The sequence below is a fragment of the Pseudofrankia asymbiotica genome (assembly GCF_001983105.1).
In the GTDB taxonomy this organism is placed as follows: domain Bacteria; phylum Actinomycetota; class Actinomycetes; order Frankiales; family Frankiaceae; genus Pseudofrankia; species Pseudofrankia asymbiotica.
Genome location: NZ_MOMC01000058.1, coordinates 43,414 through 58,235, shown reverse-complemented (window position 1 = coordinate 58,235; position 14,822 = coordinate 43,414). Strand labels below are relative to the sequence as shown.

The 14,822-nt window shown below is 72.3% G+C and carries 10 protein-coding genes; 7 read left to right on the top strand and 3 right to left on the bottom strand.

Going from position 1 to position 14,822, the window contains the following annotated elements:
* The first annotated feature begins 6 nt into the window (after positions 1 to 6).
* The 4 genes from BL253_RS27460 to BL253_RS27445 all read left to right on the top strand — a co-directional run bounded on the left by BL253_RS27460 (position 7) and on the right by BL253_RS27445 (position 6,399).
* Positions 7 to 1,344 carry an ABC transporter substrate-binding protein gene (locus tag BL253_RS27460; protein ID WP_076820197.1) on the top strand — a complete coding sequence of 446 codons (1,338 nt, stop codon included), beginning with the start codon at positions 7 to 9 and terminating at the stop codon, positions 1,342 to 1,344.
* A gap of 199 nt (positions 1,345 to 1,543) precedes the next feature.
* Positions 1,544 to 3,049, top strand: a complete 1,506-nt coding sequence (locus BL253_RS27455; RefSeq protein WP_076820196.1) for a class I adenylate-forming enzyme family protein — start codon at positions 1,544 to 1,546, stop codon at positions 3,047 to 3,049.
* Between the two features lie 82 nt (positions 3,050 to 3,131).
* Complete coding sequence (locus BL253_RS27450; protein WP_241835204.1) at positions 3,132 to 3,968, top strand: TetR/AcrR family transcriptional regulator; 837 nt, start codon at positions 3,132 to 3,134, stop codon at positions 3,966 to 3,968.
* A gap of 253 nt (positions 3,969 to 4,221) precedes the next feature.
* Entirely contained in the window at positions 4,222 to 6,399 is a 2,178-nt protein-coding gene (locus tag BL253_RS27445) for an alpha/beta hydrolase domain-containing protein (protein ID WP_096336097.1), read from the top strand.
* A gap of 255 nt (positions 6,400 to 6,654) precedes the next feature.
* Here BL253_RS27445 and BL253_RS27440 read toward each other — a convergent pair whose 3' ends face one another.
* Both BL253_RS27440 and BL253_RS27435 read right to left on the bottom strand, forming a co-directional pair.
* Positions 6,655 to 7,290 (bottom strand): Clp protease N-terminal domain-containing protein, encoded by a 636-nt coding sequence (locus BL253_RS27440; RefSeq protein WP_076820194.1) that lies wholly within the window; start codon positions 7,288 to 7,290, stop codon positions 6,655 to 6,657.
* 71 nt (positions 7,291 to 7,361) lie between these two features.
* Positions 7,362 to 8,483, bottom strand: coding sequence for an EamA family transporter (locus BL253_RS27435; protein WP_241835203.1), 1,122 nt, complete (start codon positions 8,481 to 8,483; stop codon positions 7,362 to 7,364).
* Between the two features lie 56 nt (positions 8,484 to 8,539).
* Between BL253_RS27435 and BL253_RS27430 the strand changes: the two genes are divergently transcribed.
* Positions 8,540 to 9,472: a LysR family transcriptional regulator gene (locus BL253_RS27430; RefSeq protein WP_076820193.1), complete on the top strand. Its 933-nt coding sequence runs from the start codon at positions 8,540 to 8,542 to the stop codon at positions 9,470 to 9,472.
* Between the two features lie 28 nt (positions 9,473 to 9,500).
* Here BL253_RS27430 and BL253_RS27425 read toward each other — a convergent pair whose 3' ends face one another.
* Positions 9,501 to 10,514: a helix-turn-helix transcriptional regulator gene (locus BL253_RS27425; RefSeq protein WP_076820192.1), complete on the bottom strand. Its 1,014-nt coding sequence runs from the start codon at positions 10,512 to 10,514 to the stop codon at positions 9,501 to 9,503.
* A 987-nt stretch (positions 10,515 to 11,501) separates the two neighbouring features.
* On the opposite strand from BL253_RS27425, the gene BL253_RS27420 reads away from it, so the two are divergent.
* The gene (locus BL253_RS27420; protein WP_076820191.1) at positions 11,502 to 14,432 is read left to right on the top strand and encodes a sensor histidine kinase; all 2,931 of its coding nucleotides are present in this window, start codon (positions 11,502 to 11,504) and stop codon (positions 14,430 to 14,432) included.
* The gene (locus tag BL253_RS27415; RefSeq protein ID WP_007520785.1) at positions 14,416 to 14,808 is read left to right on the top strand and encodes a roadblock/LC7 domain-containing protein; all 393 of its coding nucleotides are present in this window, start codon (positions 14,416 to 14,418) and stop codon (positions 14,806 to 14,808) included. The genes BL253_RS27420 and BL253_RS27415 overlap by 17 nt, the downstream gene beginning before the upstream one ends.
* The last annotated feature ends 14 nt before the right edge of the window (positions 14,809 to 14,822 follow it).

The following is a 14,822-nucleotide window of genomic DNA, read 5'->3' as shown; positions in this document are numbered from 1 at the left end:
GGGCAAGTGGCACACGTGAGGGCCCAGCTGGGCAGATCGACCCGCCGACGGACACGGCAAGCCGGCCGGTTATCCGGGTTATCCCGATCGGCCGGCTTATCGGGCCTGGTCCTGGCGCTGGCCGCGACCGTCGGGCTCGTCGCCGCCTGCGGCAGCGACGACGACGGTGGCAGTGGCGGGGGTACCCCCTCCGCCTCGGCGAGCGCTGAGGCGTCCCTGCTCGGCCCGTCCGCGCCGGCGAAGGGCGCGTCCGTCAAGATCGGGATCGTCACCGAGGGCAAGGGCCCGTCCTCGGACATGTCCGCCCAGGACACGGTCGCGAACGGCACCGCGAAGTGGCTCAACGAGCACCGGGCCGGCATCGGCGGCCGGCCGATCGAGCTGGTCGTGTGTGACGCGCTGGGTGATCCCGGCAAGGCGACCGACTGTGGAAACCGCCTGATCGAGGCTGGGGTCGTCGCCGCGGTGTTCGGTGAGTCCGCCGTCATGCATGACGCCTGGAAGCCGTTGCACGACGCCGGCATCCCGGTGATGCTCTACGCCACCAGCGAGACGGAAGTGYTGGCCGACAAGGCCTCGACCTTCATCCTGTCCGACCCGTCGGCCGGGCCCATCGGCCTGCCGATCACGGTGGCCAAGGAGAAGGGCTACAAGAAGGTGACGTCGATCGTGATCGACGTTCCGGCCGCCCTTGGCCTGGAGACGAACGTCGCGCCCGCCAAATACAAGGCGGCGGGCCTCGAGCACGCACTCGTCCGGATCGCGCTGGGCACCGCCGACATGACGCCGCAGCTGGGACCCGTGGTCTCGGGCGATCCCGGCATGGTGTTCGTGCTCGGCAACGACTCGTTCTGCATCAGCGCCTTCAACGGCCTGCGCGCGGTCGGGTACAAGGGCCAGATCACCAGCATCGCCCAGTGCATCACCGACGCGACCCGCAAGGCGGTGCCGGGTGACCTGCTCAAGGGCATAGAGATCACGGCGTCGGCGCCGATCGGGACCGACAACCCGTCCACCCAGCTCTACAAGGCCGTGGTCGACGAATACGCCAAGGGCGTGGACACCAGCCAGATCGGCGGGATGAGCATGTTCAGCGCGCTCGCCGGCTTCCAGCTCGCGACCGCCAAGATCAGTGGTGAGATCACGCCCGCCAGCGTCATCAGCACGATCAGGGCGATGCCGGAGTCGGAGCTTCCCGGTGCCGGTGGCCTGAAGTTCAAGTGCGACGGCAAGGCCACCGAACTGTCGAGCGCGGTGTGCACCCGCGGCACGCTGGCCGCGACCCTCGACGCCAAGGGCAATCCGAGCAGTTACGAGGTCGTCGGCGCCTCCACGACCGGCTGAAACCGGTTCGCGACCCAGGGCCGGGCATCGTCCCGGCCCTGGGGGCGCGCCGCGCTGCCCGCGCATACCGATCGGCGGGGTCTCCCACCAGGTTCCGGCGAATCCGCCACGTTCCGCGGAAAAGCCTGGCCCGCTGTGGGCAGCCCCGCACGACAGCTACGAACGTGAAACCTTGGATGGAACGTGGAAGGGACGGGCCGTGGAAGCCGCCTTGGACACCGAAGCCAGCAAAGCCGAGGCCGGCGAGGGCGAGGGCGAGGTCAGCATCTCCCGCCGGATCCGGCAGCTCGTCGAGGAAAACCCGACCGACGTGGTGTTCCGCCACATCGGCCTGGACGGCTCCGAGCCTGGATTCACCTGGCCGATGCTCGACCGGCGCGCCAGCCAGCTGGCCGCCGCCCTCGCGGACCGTGGCCTGCGAGCCGGCGACCGGCTCGGGATCGGGCTACGCAACTCGCCGCAGTTCGTGCTCTCCGTGCTCGCGACCTGGAAGCTCGGCGCCGTGCCGGTGCCGGTCCGCTGGGACGTGCCCGACTGGGAGCTCGAGCGACTGCGTCAGGTGATCGACCCACGGGTCTACCTGGGGCCGTCCGACCTGTCCTGGATCGACGAGACCGAGCGGCTCCCGGTCCCGGACCTGYCCGACGTCGTCTCTCCACACGTCAACGGCATCTGCAGCAGCGGCTCGACCGGCACTCCGAAGATCATCCTTTCGGAGCGGCGAGGCATCCACGACCCGCGTTATGCCGGGAGGCTGCTCGAGAACTGGCGCCCGGTGCGCGAGCCGCAGACGATTCTGGTGCTCGCGCCGATGTACCACACGAACGGTTTCTCCACGCTGTTCAGCCTGCTGATGGGCGACCGGCTGGTGGTGATGGAGAAGTTCGACGCGGCCCGGGTCGTCGACGTCATCGAGCGGCACCGGGTGACCACGTTCACCGCGACCCCGACAATGCTCCAGCGGATCGCCGACCTTCCCGGCATCGACGGCCGTGACCTGTCGAGCATCGACTGGTTCATTCAGGGCGCCGCTCCCATGCCACGGTCGCTCGTCCACCGGTGGGCCGGGCTCGTCGGTCCCGAACGCATCGTCATGGCCTACGGCATGACCGAGGGGCTTGGGCTCGCCGCGATCCGTGGCGACGAGTGGCTCACCCACCAGGGCAGCGTCGGCCGCGGCATCGGCGGCACGGAGCTGCGCGTCCTGGACGCCGACGGCGCCGATTCGCCACTCGGCGAGATCGGCGAGATCTACCTGCGCTCCCCGTCCTACGGCGGATACCGGTACCTGGGCGACGCGCCACGCCTGCGCGGCACCGACGACGGCTTCCACACCGCCGGCGACATGGGCTACCTGGACGCGGAGGGCTTCCTCTACCTCGTCGACCGCAGGGTCGACCTGATCGTCACCGGCGGGGCCAACGTCTTCCCGGCCGAGGTCGAGTCCGCGCTCATCGACAACCCCGCCATCGCCGACGTGGTCGTGGTCGGCCTGCGCGACCCCGAATGGGGCCGCCGGGTGCACGCCATCGTCGAACCGGCCGACCCCGCGAACCCTCCGTCCGCGGATGACGTCATCGCCTACGCCAAGAACCGGCTCGCCCACTACAAGGCGCCCAAGACCGTCGAGTTCGTCGCGGCGATTCCCCGCAGCGAGGCGACAAAGGTCAACCGCGGCGCCCTCGTCGCCGCTCGTGGCGGCTGATCCGGGTAATCGCGGCCACAGTCCGGGCGACCCGCCCGGACCGCGGGCCGCGGTCGTGCCCCCGAAAGGTAGCGTCGAGCCTGTGTCCTGGGCAGAACGCGCCGCTGACCGATCGCCGTCGGTCCGCCGCTCCCGCCTGCGCACGATCCAGCAGGCAAAAGTGATCGTCCAGGCGGCCCGGCGGCTGGTCGACGAGAAGGGCGACCAGTTCACCACCCAGGAACTGGCCCGCGAGGCCGGCGTCGCGCTGCAGACGTTCTATCGGCATTTTCCCGGCAAGGACCAGCTGCTGGTCGCCGTCATCGAGGACATGATCGCCGAGAACGCGGAGCGCTATGCCGCCGCCGCGAGCCACCTCGACGACCCGGTGGCCCGGCTGCGCTTCTACATCGTCGAGATCCTCGCGGGCCTGACCGAGGCCGACGACGCGGGCACCGTCACCGTCACCGGGGCCGGTGACGGCGGTCTCGCCGCCGTGACCGACGGCGCCGCCGTCGTCGCCGCCACCGTCGGTGCCGGGCGGGGCGGCGGACGTGGCGAGGCCGACGCGGCGGATGGCGCCGGACGTACCGGCACCGGACCGCGTTTCATCACCGCCCAGCACTGGCGCCTGCACCAGCGTTTTCCGGAGGACATGGCACACGCCATCCAGCCGATCACCGATTTGATCGCCCGCGAGCTGCGCGAGGCCCAGGCGGCCGGCCTGCTGCGCCCGATCGACCCGGACCGGGACGCCGCCCTCATCACGAAGCTGGTCATGACCGTCTACCATCACTACGCCTTCGCCCCGCCGGGCGAGGCCACCGCGACCGTCGCCGAACACCTCTGGTCCTTCTGCCTCACCGGTCTCGGCGGCCCCACGCCCGCCACACCCTCGGCGGCGGCGACCCGGGCGTCGGTCAACGGAAAGCGCGCCTAGCGCGGTTCTCGGCGACGTTCGCCCCGCGCCCGCCTCGGAAGATCGCCGGGACGGTACCGGGATCCGAACTCCGGGGTCCGAGCTTCGAGCCGCCGCCTGTTCGTATCCCGACACGGTTCTGGTGATCAGGCGTGCGGCGGCCGGTGCCGTCGGATCGGCGTCTGCCCGAAGCCGCTCTCGCGTCGCGCGGCGCGTGGCGTGGCGTCATCGGATGCGTGGCGGCGGGGTCCGCCGGTGTGTGACGATCCGGGGCATGGCACTGGTCGGCCTGCGAGGCGAGAGCGTGTCGGCGTTCGCGGACGGGCGAGAATGGGGGACGGCCGGCGCCTACGAGGCGGTCCGCGCGGTCGCCGAGTTCACCGTCGACCCGGCCGCCGCGGCCAACCGGGGAATCGTCGATCTCGAGCGCGCCGCCGGCGAGGACGGACTGGCGCGTTTCGAGGCCGACCTCCGGGTGCTGCGCCCGCGCGCCGGCGGCAACGGTGACCTGGTCTTCGTCGTCCCGAACCGGGGGCTGCTCGGCGGGGTCCCGTTCTCCGCTGGCGCGCCGATACAGCTCGCCGACCTGGACACCCTCGACGCGGGCGACGGCTTTCTGCTCGCCCGCGGCTGGACGGTCGCCTGGTGCGGCTGGCAGTGGGACGTGGCGCGCGGCGGGGCGAGCGTTGGTCTCACCGCGCCGACCGTCGACGTCGGGCCGGGCTGGCTGCGGGTCGAGTTCCGCCCGGACACGGATCAGCCGGACCATCCGCTTTCCGACTCGTCACCGTTCTTCGCCTTCACCGACTTCCCGACCGTCGGCGTCGACGATCCGGACGCGTTCCTCACCGAGCGGCTGACCCCCGACGAGGCTCCCCGCCCGGTTCCCCGCGACCGGTGGCGGTTCGTCGACGCGACGACGGTGGCTCTCGACGGCGGGTTCCGTGCCTTCCACTGGTACACCCTGACCTACCGGACGTCGCTGTGTCCGGTGGTGGGAACCGGGCTGCTCGCGGTCCGGGACGCGGCCTCATGGCTGCGCCGGACCGGCGGCCTGGCGCACGCCTTCGCCTTCGGCGTCTCCCAGTCGGGCCGGTTCCTGCGGCAGTTCCTGTACGAGAACCGCAACGTCGACGAGACAGGCGCCGTCGTCTTCGACGGCGTTCTCGCCCATATCGCGGGTGCCCGGCGCGGCGAGTTCAACCACCGATACGCCCAGCCGTCGCTCACCCATGCGCTCGGCTTCGCGAACCTGCCCCCGTACGACACGGCCGGCCTCCTCGCCCCCGCCCGCGCGGCGGCGGCGGACGGCGGGGTGACGACCGTCGGGGCGGCGAGTGGCGGGGCAGCGGACCGCGAGGCAGCGGACCACGAGAAAGCGGACCACGACGTGGACCTCCCCGGCGCGGTCCCGAAGCTGTTCCTGACCAACAGCTCCTGGGAGTACTGGCGCGGCGACGGCGCGCTGGCGCACATCGATCCGGAGACCGGCGAGGACCTGCCTGACGACCCGGACGCGCGGGTGTTCCTGCTGCGCGGCACCGATCATTTCGGCGCTATAACCCTCAAGAAATTCATGCCGGCGGCGAACCCGACGCACACGCATGACGTCGGCCCGATCCTGCGCGCCCTGTTCATCGCGCTGGTGGAATGGGTGCGCGCGGGCGTCGACCCGCCGCCGAGCCAGGTCCCCCGCTGGAAGGACGGAACGGCGTCGACGCGCGACGCCGTCCTGAAGCAGTTCGCCGCCACCACTGCCACCACTGCCACCACTGACACGGCCGACACGGCCGACACGGCCGACACGGCCGACACGGCCGCCACCACTGCCACCGCCGACACGGCCGACACGGCCGACACGGCCGACACGGCCGACACGGCCGACACGGCCGACACGGCCGACACGGCCGTCGTCGATACCGCCGCGTCCGCCGCCGGGTCAATCGCCACCGGTGTCGCTGACCCGGCCGCCACCGACGGCCCGTGGCTCCCGGATCTCGACGCGCTGAACGTCACCCGGGACATGGATCTCGGCCCTGGCGCGGAAAGCGGCATCGGCCGCTGGCCGCCGGTGTTCGGTGCGGCGAGACCGGCTGTGGTCGCCGCGGTCGACGCTGATGGCAACGAGACCGCGGGCGTCGCGCTGCCCGTCGTCGCGGTCCCGGTCGCGGCGTACACAGGCTGGAACCCTCGTCGTCCCGTCGCCGGGCTGCCGAACCCGCTGTACGAGTTCCTCGGCAGCATGCTGCCGCTGCTCACCGGCTCCGCGCTCCCGGCGCGTGATGCCTACGAGTCGATGGTTCGTGCCGCCGCCGCGCGTCTTGTCGAATCCCGTTTCCTGATGGCCGAGGACGTCGAGTCCACCGTTCGCGAGGCGCTCACCGTCTATGACCGCGCGGCTGTTCCCGGACGGTCGCCCGGCGCAGAGCCGAGCATCTCGCCAGCGGGCTGACACCGACCCGGCCGGCACCACGCGAGAGAATCCGCCCCGTCGTCGATGCGACAGGGCCTGGCCGGCAGCGCGCCGGTAGCCGAGGGGGCGTCGGACATACGTCGGCCCGGCATACGCGGAACGGGGGGAGCCGCGCGTGCCGGGCCGACTGGGCACAAACTACACCAAAACCATGAGCGAGGTTGATCCGCGGCTGCGCCGTCTTCGGCGACGGACCGTCCCGGCCCTCGCCGAGGGCCGGGACGTCGCCGCGGATCAGGCGGTGGCGCGGGCGCGCTGCGCGAGCAGGGCTCGCTCGCTTTGGCGAACCTCGACCGCCCGGGCGAAGTCGCGGTTGTCGAGAGCTTCGTCCTTCGCCTCGCGCAGGGCCGCGATCTGGGCGTCGAGGTCACCCGGCACCGAGTCGAGCAGGGTAGGGCCCGGATAGGGCAGGACACCCAGCGCGACCAGCGTCCGCCGGCGCGCCTCCTCCCGATTGAGCCGCAGCCGGTCGAGGACCTTGGCGCCTTCGCCGCCATCCTCGCGCAGCAGGCTGAGCAGGATGTGCTGCGGGCCGACGTAGGCGTGGTCGGCTGTCCTCGCCTCGAGCCGGGCGCGTTCCAGGATCCATTCCGCTCGCTGGGTGTAGGACGGACGGCGGTCTCGCCGGGCCTTCCCGCGGATCGTGACCGGTCTGGCCAGGCCGCGGCCCACAATCGCCTCGACCTCGGAGCGGGCGCGTTCCAGGGTGACGCCGAGCGACGCCAACACCTGGGATCCGGCGCCAGTCCGCCGGTTCAGCAGGGCGAGCAGCAGGTGTTCGGTGCCGATCTGTTCGTGGCCGAGGTCGAGGGCCTCCTCCTGAGCGACGGTGAGCAGACGGCGGGCAGGGTCATTGAACAGGTCATGCATCGGTGAGCTCCCCGGCGCGGCGTCCCCCCGACCGCCCGATGAAATTGATCGTTTGTTGTTATTCCATTCTCCTAGACGGCGGGGCCGCGTGTGGCCGTTAAGGCTGAAATGCCCGTCGCGCGCGGTGTGGAGGCCGTGGCCCCACAGTCCCGTGGGTCGGGCAGCCCCGCCGGTGTCGCGGAGCCGTTCGGCTCCGGCTGGCCCGCGACGGCGGCCGCGGTCGGACGAGTCGGAGTCGCCGGGCCAGTCGTGGCGATCGGGCCGCGGCTTCCGTGACGGCGGGGGAGCGGGAGTGGGAGCGCCCGGGCCGTCGAGCCGTGGAGGACGCCGCCCACTACCAGGACGGCGCCGACGATCTCCAGGGCGGTGATGCGCTCGTTGAGAAGGACGGCTGAGGCGGACAGGCCGATGACGGGAACGAGCATCGAGAACGGTGCGACGAGCCCGGCGGCATGCCGGGCCATCAGCCAGCTCCAGATGCCTGAACCGAGCAGGGTGCCAATCAGCACCGTGTAGGCGAGCCCGGTGAGCGCGCCAAGCAGGTGGTCGGTCGTCGAGAACGCCGCGCCGATCCGGTGCGGGCCCTCGACCAGCAGCGACAGAGCGAGCATCGGGACCGGCGGCACCACCGACATCCACAGGGTCAGGTGAAACGGGTTGGGTGCCTGCGCCCGGGCGTTGCAGATGTTCCCGATCGCCCAGCCGAAGCCGCCGGCCAGTACCAGCAGGAACGGCCCGATCGCCGCCGTGTGCGATCTCTCCCAGCCGACAACCGCGAGACCCAGCACCGCGACCGTGAGACCCGCCAGCCGGCGCGGTGTGACCGTGTCGCCGAACAGCGCCGCGCCCAGCAGCACCGTGAACGGCGCCGACGACTGCAGGACCAGCGAGGCGACTCCGGGCTGGATCCCCGCGTGCATGGCCCAGTACAGGAAGAGGAATTGGAGCGTCCCGAAGCCGAGCCCATAGCCGAACAGCCACCGCGCCGGCACCCGCGGCCGGGGCACCAGCAGCAGCGTCGGTACCGCGATGATGGCGAACCGCACCGCGGCCAGCAGGAACGGCGGGAAATGCTCGAGCGAGGCGTCGATGGCGAGGAAGTTCAGGCCCCAGGCCACCGCGACGACCACGGCGAGGAGACGGTGACGAGCTGGCATGCCGTGACTGTCGCGGACGCCAAGCTGTAAGGACAAGTGAAACTTATCTGTCAATTCCTGTAGGTCACCTACAGGATCGGTACCCTGGCGGCGTGGACACCCGCCACCTGGACCTGTTGCGTGAGCTCGCCGCGCGCGGCAGTGTCACCGCGGTCGCCGCGGCCACCCATCGCACCCCGTCCGCTGTCTCCCAGCAGCTGCGCACCGCTCAGCGCGAGTTCGGCGCCCGGCTCGTCGAGCCGCGCGGCCGGGGGATCCGGCTCACCGAGGCGGGCCGCCTGCTGGCCGACGCCGGCCGCGACGTCGCCCGGGTGCTCGCCGAGGTGCAGGCCCGGTTCGACGAGTTCCGCGGCGAGCCCGCCGGCGTCGTTCGGGTGGCGGCCCTTCCGAGCGCCGCGACGCTGCTGCTCCCCGGGGTGCTGGACGAGCTCGAGGCGACGGCGGTCAGGCTGGAATGCGACGACGTGGACCTCGCCGAGCACGAGTACGCGGCGCTGGTGGCCGACTACGACATCGTCATCGGCCACAGCCTCGGCAAGGGACCGCCACCGGGCGCCGACGACCTGGTCGGTGTTCTGCTGGCCCGTGAGCCGCTCGACATCGCGATGCGTGCTGGCCATCCGCTTGCTGGCCTGGAGCGGGTGGCGGCCGACGACCTGGTCGAGGTCGAGTGGTACGGCGTCCCGGTCGGCTACCCGTTCGACACCATCCGCCTGGCCGTCGAGGAGGCGACCGGGCGAAGCGTGTCCGTCGTCCAGCGACTGCGCGACAACCGACTGGTCGAGGCGCTTGTCGCCCGCGGCGACCGGGTCGCCATTCTGCCGCGCTTCACCACACCGACGGGAGGCGCGATCACGCTCCGGGAGATCGCCGGCATCGAGACCGGCCGGTACCTGATCGCGCTGCTACGCCCCGACCGCGCCGAACGCCTCGCCGTCCGCCGCGCACTCGCCAGCTTCCGCCACCACGCCACCGCGATCGCGACCCGCCCGCCGCCCGCCGGCCCGCCCGCCGCCCTCTCCTGACGGCCTGGAGCGAGGCCCCCGAACGAGGTCAGACCTCGATCGGCGGAAGAAGGCCGAGGCTGGCGGTGACGGCGCCGAGCTCGAAGCGGCTGGTGACGCTGTGAGCCTCGTAGAGGTCGGCGACGTCCCGGCGGACGGTGCGGATCGTCACGCCCAGCTCGGCGGCGATCACGTGGTCGGTATGGCCCTGCGCCAGCAGGGCGAGCACCGCGTTCTGGCGGCGCTGCACGGCGGGATCGGCGGCGGGCGGGGGGGCCGCCAGCGGCTGCGCGTCGCGATGGATGCGCTCGATCATGTCGGTCATGATGACGAGCAGGCTGGGGGCCTCGATGACGAGCGCCCCGCGGTCGAGGTTGTCCGGGTCGACCGGGAGGATGGCCGCGCGGGCGTCGGCCACGACGGCGCGCATCGGCACGTTCGAGCTCTGGCGGACCCATCCCAGCGGCGGCAGCCGCCGCGTACCGCTGGCCGCGCGGGCCGCGGCGACATACTCGGGCGCCCACACGGACGCGACCCGTACCCCGCGCTCCACGGCGCGCGCCATCCCCCACACCAGGTCCTGGATGTACTGGACCTGCCCCGGGCCCGCCGGGCTCGGCCCGCCGAGCAGGAAGTGGACCTGGGACTCGGCGCTGTCGACCAGCTCGGCGATCTTCAGCAGGATCTGGTGGTGGTCGAGGATCGTGACGACCCGGTCGTGGGGGCCGGGGCGGCGCCGGYCGGCCAGGTAGTCCGCGAACAGCCCGCTTCGGTACAGCGCCGCGCGCTGCTCGACCATGACCGAGCGACTGGCCTCCAGCTCGACGCGTTCGGCCGCGTGCTCCGCCTCGAGCACCAGCGCCGGGTCCTGCGCCTCCCACGTGTCGCCGACGACGCGCAGCAGGCCGCGCTGCATCTGCCGGTGCACCTCTGCCTGGACCTGCTTGACCGGCCGGCCGACCCATTCGGCCAGCGACTCGATGTCGGAGTACCGGTGTCCGGCGGCCGCGCGGTAGACGGCGACGCCGAACTCGTCGAGGCCGAACAGCTTCTCCAGCAGCACCGGGCGTCTCCCTCTGTAGGCGGCGCGGCGTGGGGAGGAGGGTGGCCCCGCGCCGCGCCGCCGCGCTCCGGGCCAGGGGAGCGGCGTGGTTGGACGTGTGGTCGGAAGTGCGGTCGGACGTGTCGGACGCTCGTGGGACGTCCATCGGGACGTGGCCACGGGCGACCGGTGATCGACAGCCGCCAGGCGTCGATCGCCAGCTGGTTGGACGCGCTGGGACGTCCGTTGGATGTCAGGGTGGCGCCCACCAGCCGTCTCCAGGCGGCGGCGGCAGGTAAGCGGCCGGTAAAGACGCCAGCGGGACGCCCATCGGAGGTCCGTTGGGCGTGGGGACGGGTGGACGGGTGGACCGGCTGGGCGGTCGACGATCGGCGTAGCCGCGCCGCTACGCCCGGTCGAAGGGTGTGCGGGGGACGCTACACCACCCCATGAGCACGGACTATCCGCATGGCCGCTCTATGACCCCTATAGGACGCGTGTCCCACATAGGACCGGCCGGCTTGACCCCAATAGGACGCGTGTCCCACATAGGACCGGCCGGTCTGACCCCTATAGGACGCGTGTCCCACATAGGACCGTTCGGTGACCTATCCGCGCCGTCCGTGGCGGGTTAGCTTCTGCTGCACCGCCGGGGCTCGGGACGGCACCCGCAATCAATGACGAGAAAGGGGTGCCGCCTCGCCGCAGCCACGTCCCCCTCCGTTCCTGTCGGCGCCGTCGGTGCACCCCCCTCCTGTGCCGGCGCGGCCCCGGCGGCTCTTGGCTCTCAAGTCCGTAACGCGCCTGCCCCTTCGCRTTTTCTTATCCAGTCCACTCCTATCACTCCATCGCCTCTTGTTTTGGCCCCGTGGCGCATCTGCTCCACACCCGCGGCGGGCGCACATGTACCGCGGCCGTTCCCACGGCCTTCCGTGTTCCGCACCTGCTCCTCGCCCTCTGACCCAGGGCCCCCAATGTCGTCGTTGCGCTTCTGCCGATGGGAGCGAGATGGAGAACTGGCCGGTTCGGTACCGGTTGGCGGTCGCGTTGGTCGTGCCGCTGCTGGCGCTCGCTGGGCTCGCCACGCTGCTCGTGACCGGGCAGGCGGGCGCGGCGCACGCGGCCAGCCGCAGCCAGGCCGCCGCCCAGCTCACAATCAAGGTGAACGCGCTGGTCCGGGCGTTGTCGCAGGAGCGCTACGCGTCGTCGTCGTACATCGGCTCGGGGTACCGGGCGCTGGCGGCGGAGACCGCGGCCTCCCGCGCACCGGTGGACCGGGCGTACACCGAGGTCAGGACCGTCGCCGACTCACTGCCGGACGACGCGCGCCTGGTCGCCGCCGTGGACGCCGCCAAGACCCAGACCGACAAGCTGCCCGGTCTGCGCCGCCAGATCGACGCGCACGAGCTCAAGCCCGGCACGGGCACGGACGTCTTCAACGGCATCGTGCGCGCCTGGCTCGGCGTCACCCCGGCCCAGGCCGGCGTCGGCACGACGGACCCCGAGGTGGTCCGCACGGTCGCCGCCCTGACGGCGATCAGCAACGTCGCCGAGCAGTCCGCCCAGCAGCGCGGCTACGTCAGCATCCTGCTGATCCTGCGCCGCCTCGACCCCGACAACTTCGGCCTCATCCGTGCCGCGAGCGGCGCGGAATCGGCCTGGGTCAGCCAGTTCGACGTCTACGCCGACCAGGGCCAGCGTCAGCTCTACGACCAGGCCGTCGGCCCGACGCTCGGCCCGGTGACCTCGCTGCAGGACCGAGCGCTGCGCGCCGCGCAGACCAACGGGACCTTCGACGTCACCGGCGTCGACTGGCTGGCCGCCGCCAACGCGAAGATCGAGCAGCTGCGCAACGTCGAGGCACAGATCACCCTGGACCTCGCCAACCGCAGCAGCACGCTCGCCTCGTCGGCCAGGACCCGGGCGTGGCTCGCCGGTCTGCTCGCCGGCATCGTGATGGTGCTGACGGTGGCCGTCTCGGTCGTGATCGCGCGTCGGCTCGCCCGGCAGCTGCGGGCCCTGCGCGAGGACGCGCTTGACATGGCCGAGCAGCGGCTGCCTGCGGTGACGGCCGCGATCCGCGACCGCCGTCCCGTCGACGCCGACATCGGGGCGGACAACATGGCTCGCGGGCCCGCCGACGAGATCGGGGACGTCGCCCGCTCGCTGCGCGAGGTCTACGCGGCGGCCGTCCAGTCGGCGACGGAGGTCGCGGCGCAGCACTCGCTGTCCGCGTCGATGCGCAACCTGGCGCGGCGCAGCCAGACGCTGATCCACCGCCAGCTGAAGCTGATCACCGACCTGGAGCGCGACCAGCAGGACCCGGACATGCTCGACCGGCTGTTCAGGCTTGACCACCTCGCGACCCGCATGCGCCGCGAGGTCGAGGGCCAGATCGCCCTGTCGGGCGGCCGGCCGAGCCGGGTGTTCCGCTCGCCGGTGAAGCTGGTCGACGCGATGCGCGCCGCCGTCGCCGAGGTGGAGGCCTACACCCGGGTCGAGGTGAGCTCCGCCATCGACATCCGGATCGTCGGCCCGGTCGTCGGCGACGTCATCCACCTGCTCGCCGAGCTGGTGGAGAACGCCACCCAGATGTCGCCGGAGAACACCATGGTCACGGTGTCCGGCAGCCCGGTCGGCACCGGCGTCGCGGTCGAGATCTCCGACCGCGGCATCGGGATCGTCAACGAGACGATGACCGAGCTGAACGCCCGCCTGGCCGACCCGCCGCCGTTCAACCCGGAGCAGCAGGGCGACAAGCTCGGCCTGTGGGTCGTCGCGAACCTGGCGGCTCGGCACGGGATCGAGGTGCAGCTGACCCGCAGCGCCTACGGCGGTGTCACGGCGGTCGTGCTGCTGCCCTCGGAGGTGCTCGTCGACGACAGCGCCGCCGTGCCGCCGGTGGTCGACGACCCGCTGCGCGCCGCGCTCGACCGGATCAGCGCCCTGGAGCGCCTCGACGCGGTCGGCGTGGGCTACGACAACCCGTTCGCGGTGGGCAACGGCGGTCACGCCGCCACCGGGAACGGGGCGGGCGAGGACAGCCTGGCGGACGACGGGGCGTACCTCGACGGTCTCGACGTCGACTACGACGCCGACCCGTCGCAGGTCCTCACCGTGCGCGAGAGCTTCTTCCGACCCCTGCCGCGGCGCCCCGGGGTGGAATCCACCTCGGACGGCCAGAACGGCGCCGGCGCGGACGGCGCGAACGGCGCTGGCCGGCCGGGCTCGGACGAGGCGGGTTCCGAGGAGGTGGCTCCCGCGGCCGCCGGCGCGACGGGCCCGACGCTGTTCGACGCCGTCCGGGCCGACTGGGGCAACACCCTGGAGCTCCCGCCGATCACGGTCGGCTCCCCGTCCGGACCCACCCAGCGCCCACCGGCCGGTCCCACCGGGCCAGCCGCGCCAACGGGACCAGGGGCGCCAGCCGGACCACCCGCACCGACGGGACCGCTGACCCTGGCGGGACCGACGGCGACGGGACCCGCGGCGCCCGCCGGGCCGGCGGGACCGAAGAGCCCGGCCGCGGAGGCGGGACCGGCCGGAGCGCGGCCGGCGGCGCCAAGGCCTGCTTCTTCTCCGAGGCCGGCCGCGCAGAGGCCGGCCGCGCCGTTCGCGCCGCGCCCGCAGGTTCCGACGGCCCCGGGGGGCACGTCCGGCCCTGGGGGGTCATCGGCTCTGACGGGGGCGACCACCCTGGCTGGCGCGGCGGGCCTGGTCGAGCCGCCGCTCGGCCACCTGCCGCACCGCCGCCGCGGCGAGCATCTTTCCGCCGAGCTGCGCGGCGGCCGGCGCGTGGCCGCCGCGGCGACGCCGGCGGCCAAGGGCGCCGGGCCGGATCCCGAGAAGGCTCGCAACCTGGTCACCTCTTTCCGGGCCGGCTTCCGCCAAGGCCTTCCCGGTGACGACGAAAGGATGGGCGATGCCTCCCACCGGTAATCTCGGATTCCTGCTGAATGATCTGGAAAGGCGTATCTCCGACGTCCAGTGGGCGGTGGCGCTGTCCTCTGACGGTCTACAGCTGGCCCGTTCCTCCGGCCTTTCCCGGGAGGGCGGCGACCACATCGCGGCCGTCGCCTCCGGATTCCGCTCCCTCGCGCTCGGCGCGTCCCGGTACATGAGCGGCGGGGACGTTCGCCAGACCATTGTCGAAATGGACGACGGCTATCTGTTCGTCGCCGCGATCGGCGAGGGGTCCTGCCTGGCGGTCGCCGCCTCGGCCGCCGCCGATCCGGGAATGATCGCCTTCGAGATGGCCCGACTCGTGACGCGCGCCGGCCAGGTCCTGACCCCGCCGATGCGCGTCCAGGTCTGACGGAGGGGGGTGCA

Bases quoted from the DNA above. Each gene is read 5' to 3' on its own strand.
- BL253_RS27415 (WP_007520785.1), top strand. From the start codon at position 14,416: ATGCCTCCCACCGGTAATCTCGGATTCCTGCTGAATGATCTGGAAAGG.
- BL253_RS27445 (WP_096336097.1), top strand. From the start codon at position 4,222: ATGGCACTGGTCGGCCTGCGAGGCGAGAGCGTGTCGGCGTTCGCGGAC.
- BL253_RS27440 (WP_076820194.1), bottom strand. From the start codon at position 7,290: ATGCATGACCTGTTCAATGACCCTGCCCGCCGTCTGCTCACCGTCGCT.
- BL253_RS27420 (WP_076820191.1), top strand. From the start codon at position 11,502: ATGGAGAACTGGCCGGTTCGGTACCGGTTGGCGGTCGCGTTGGTCGTG.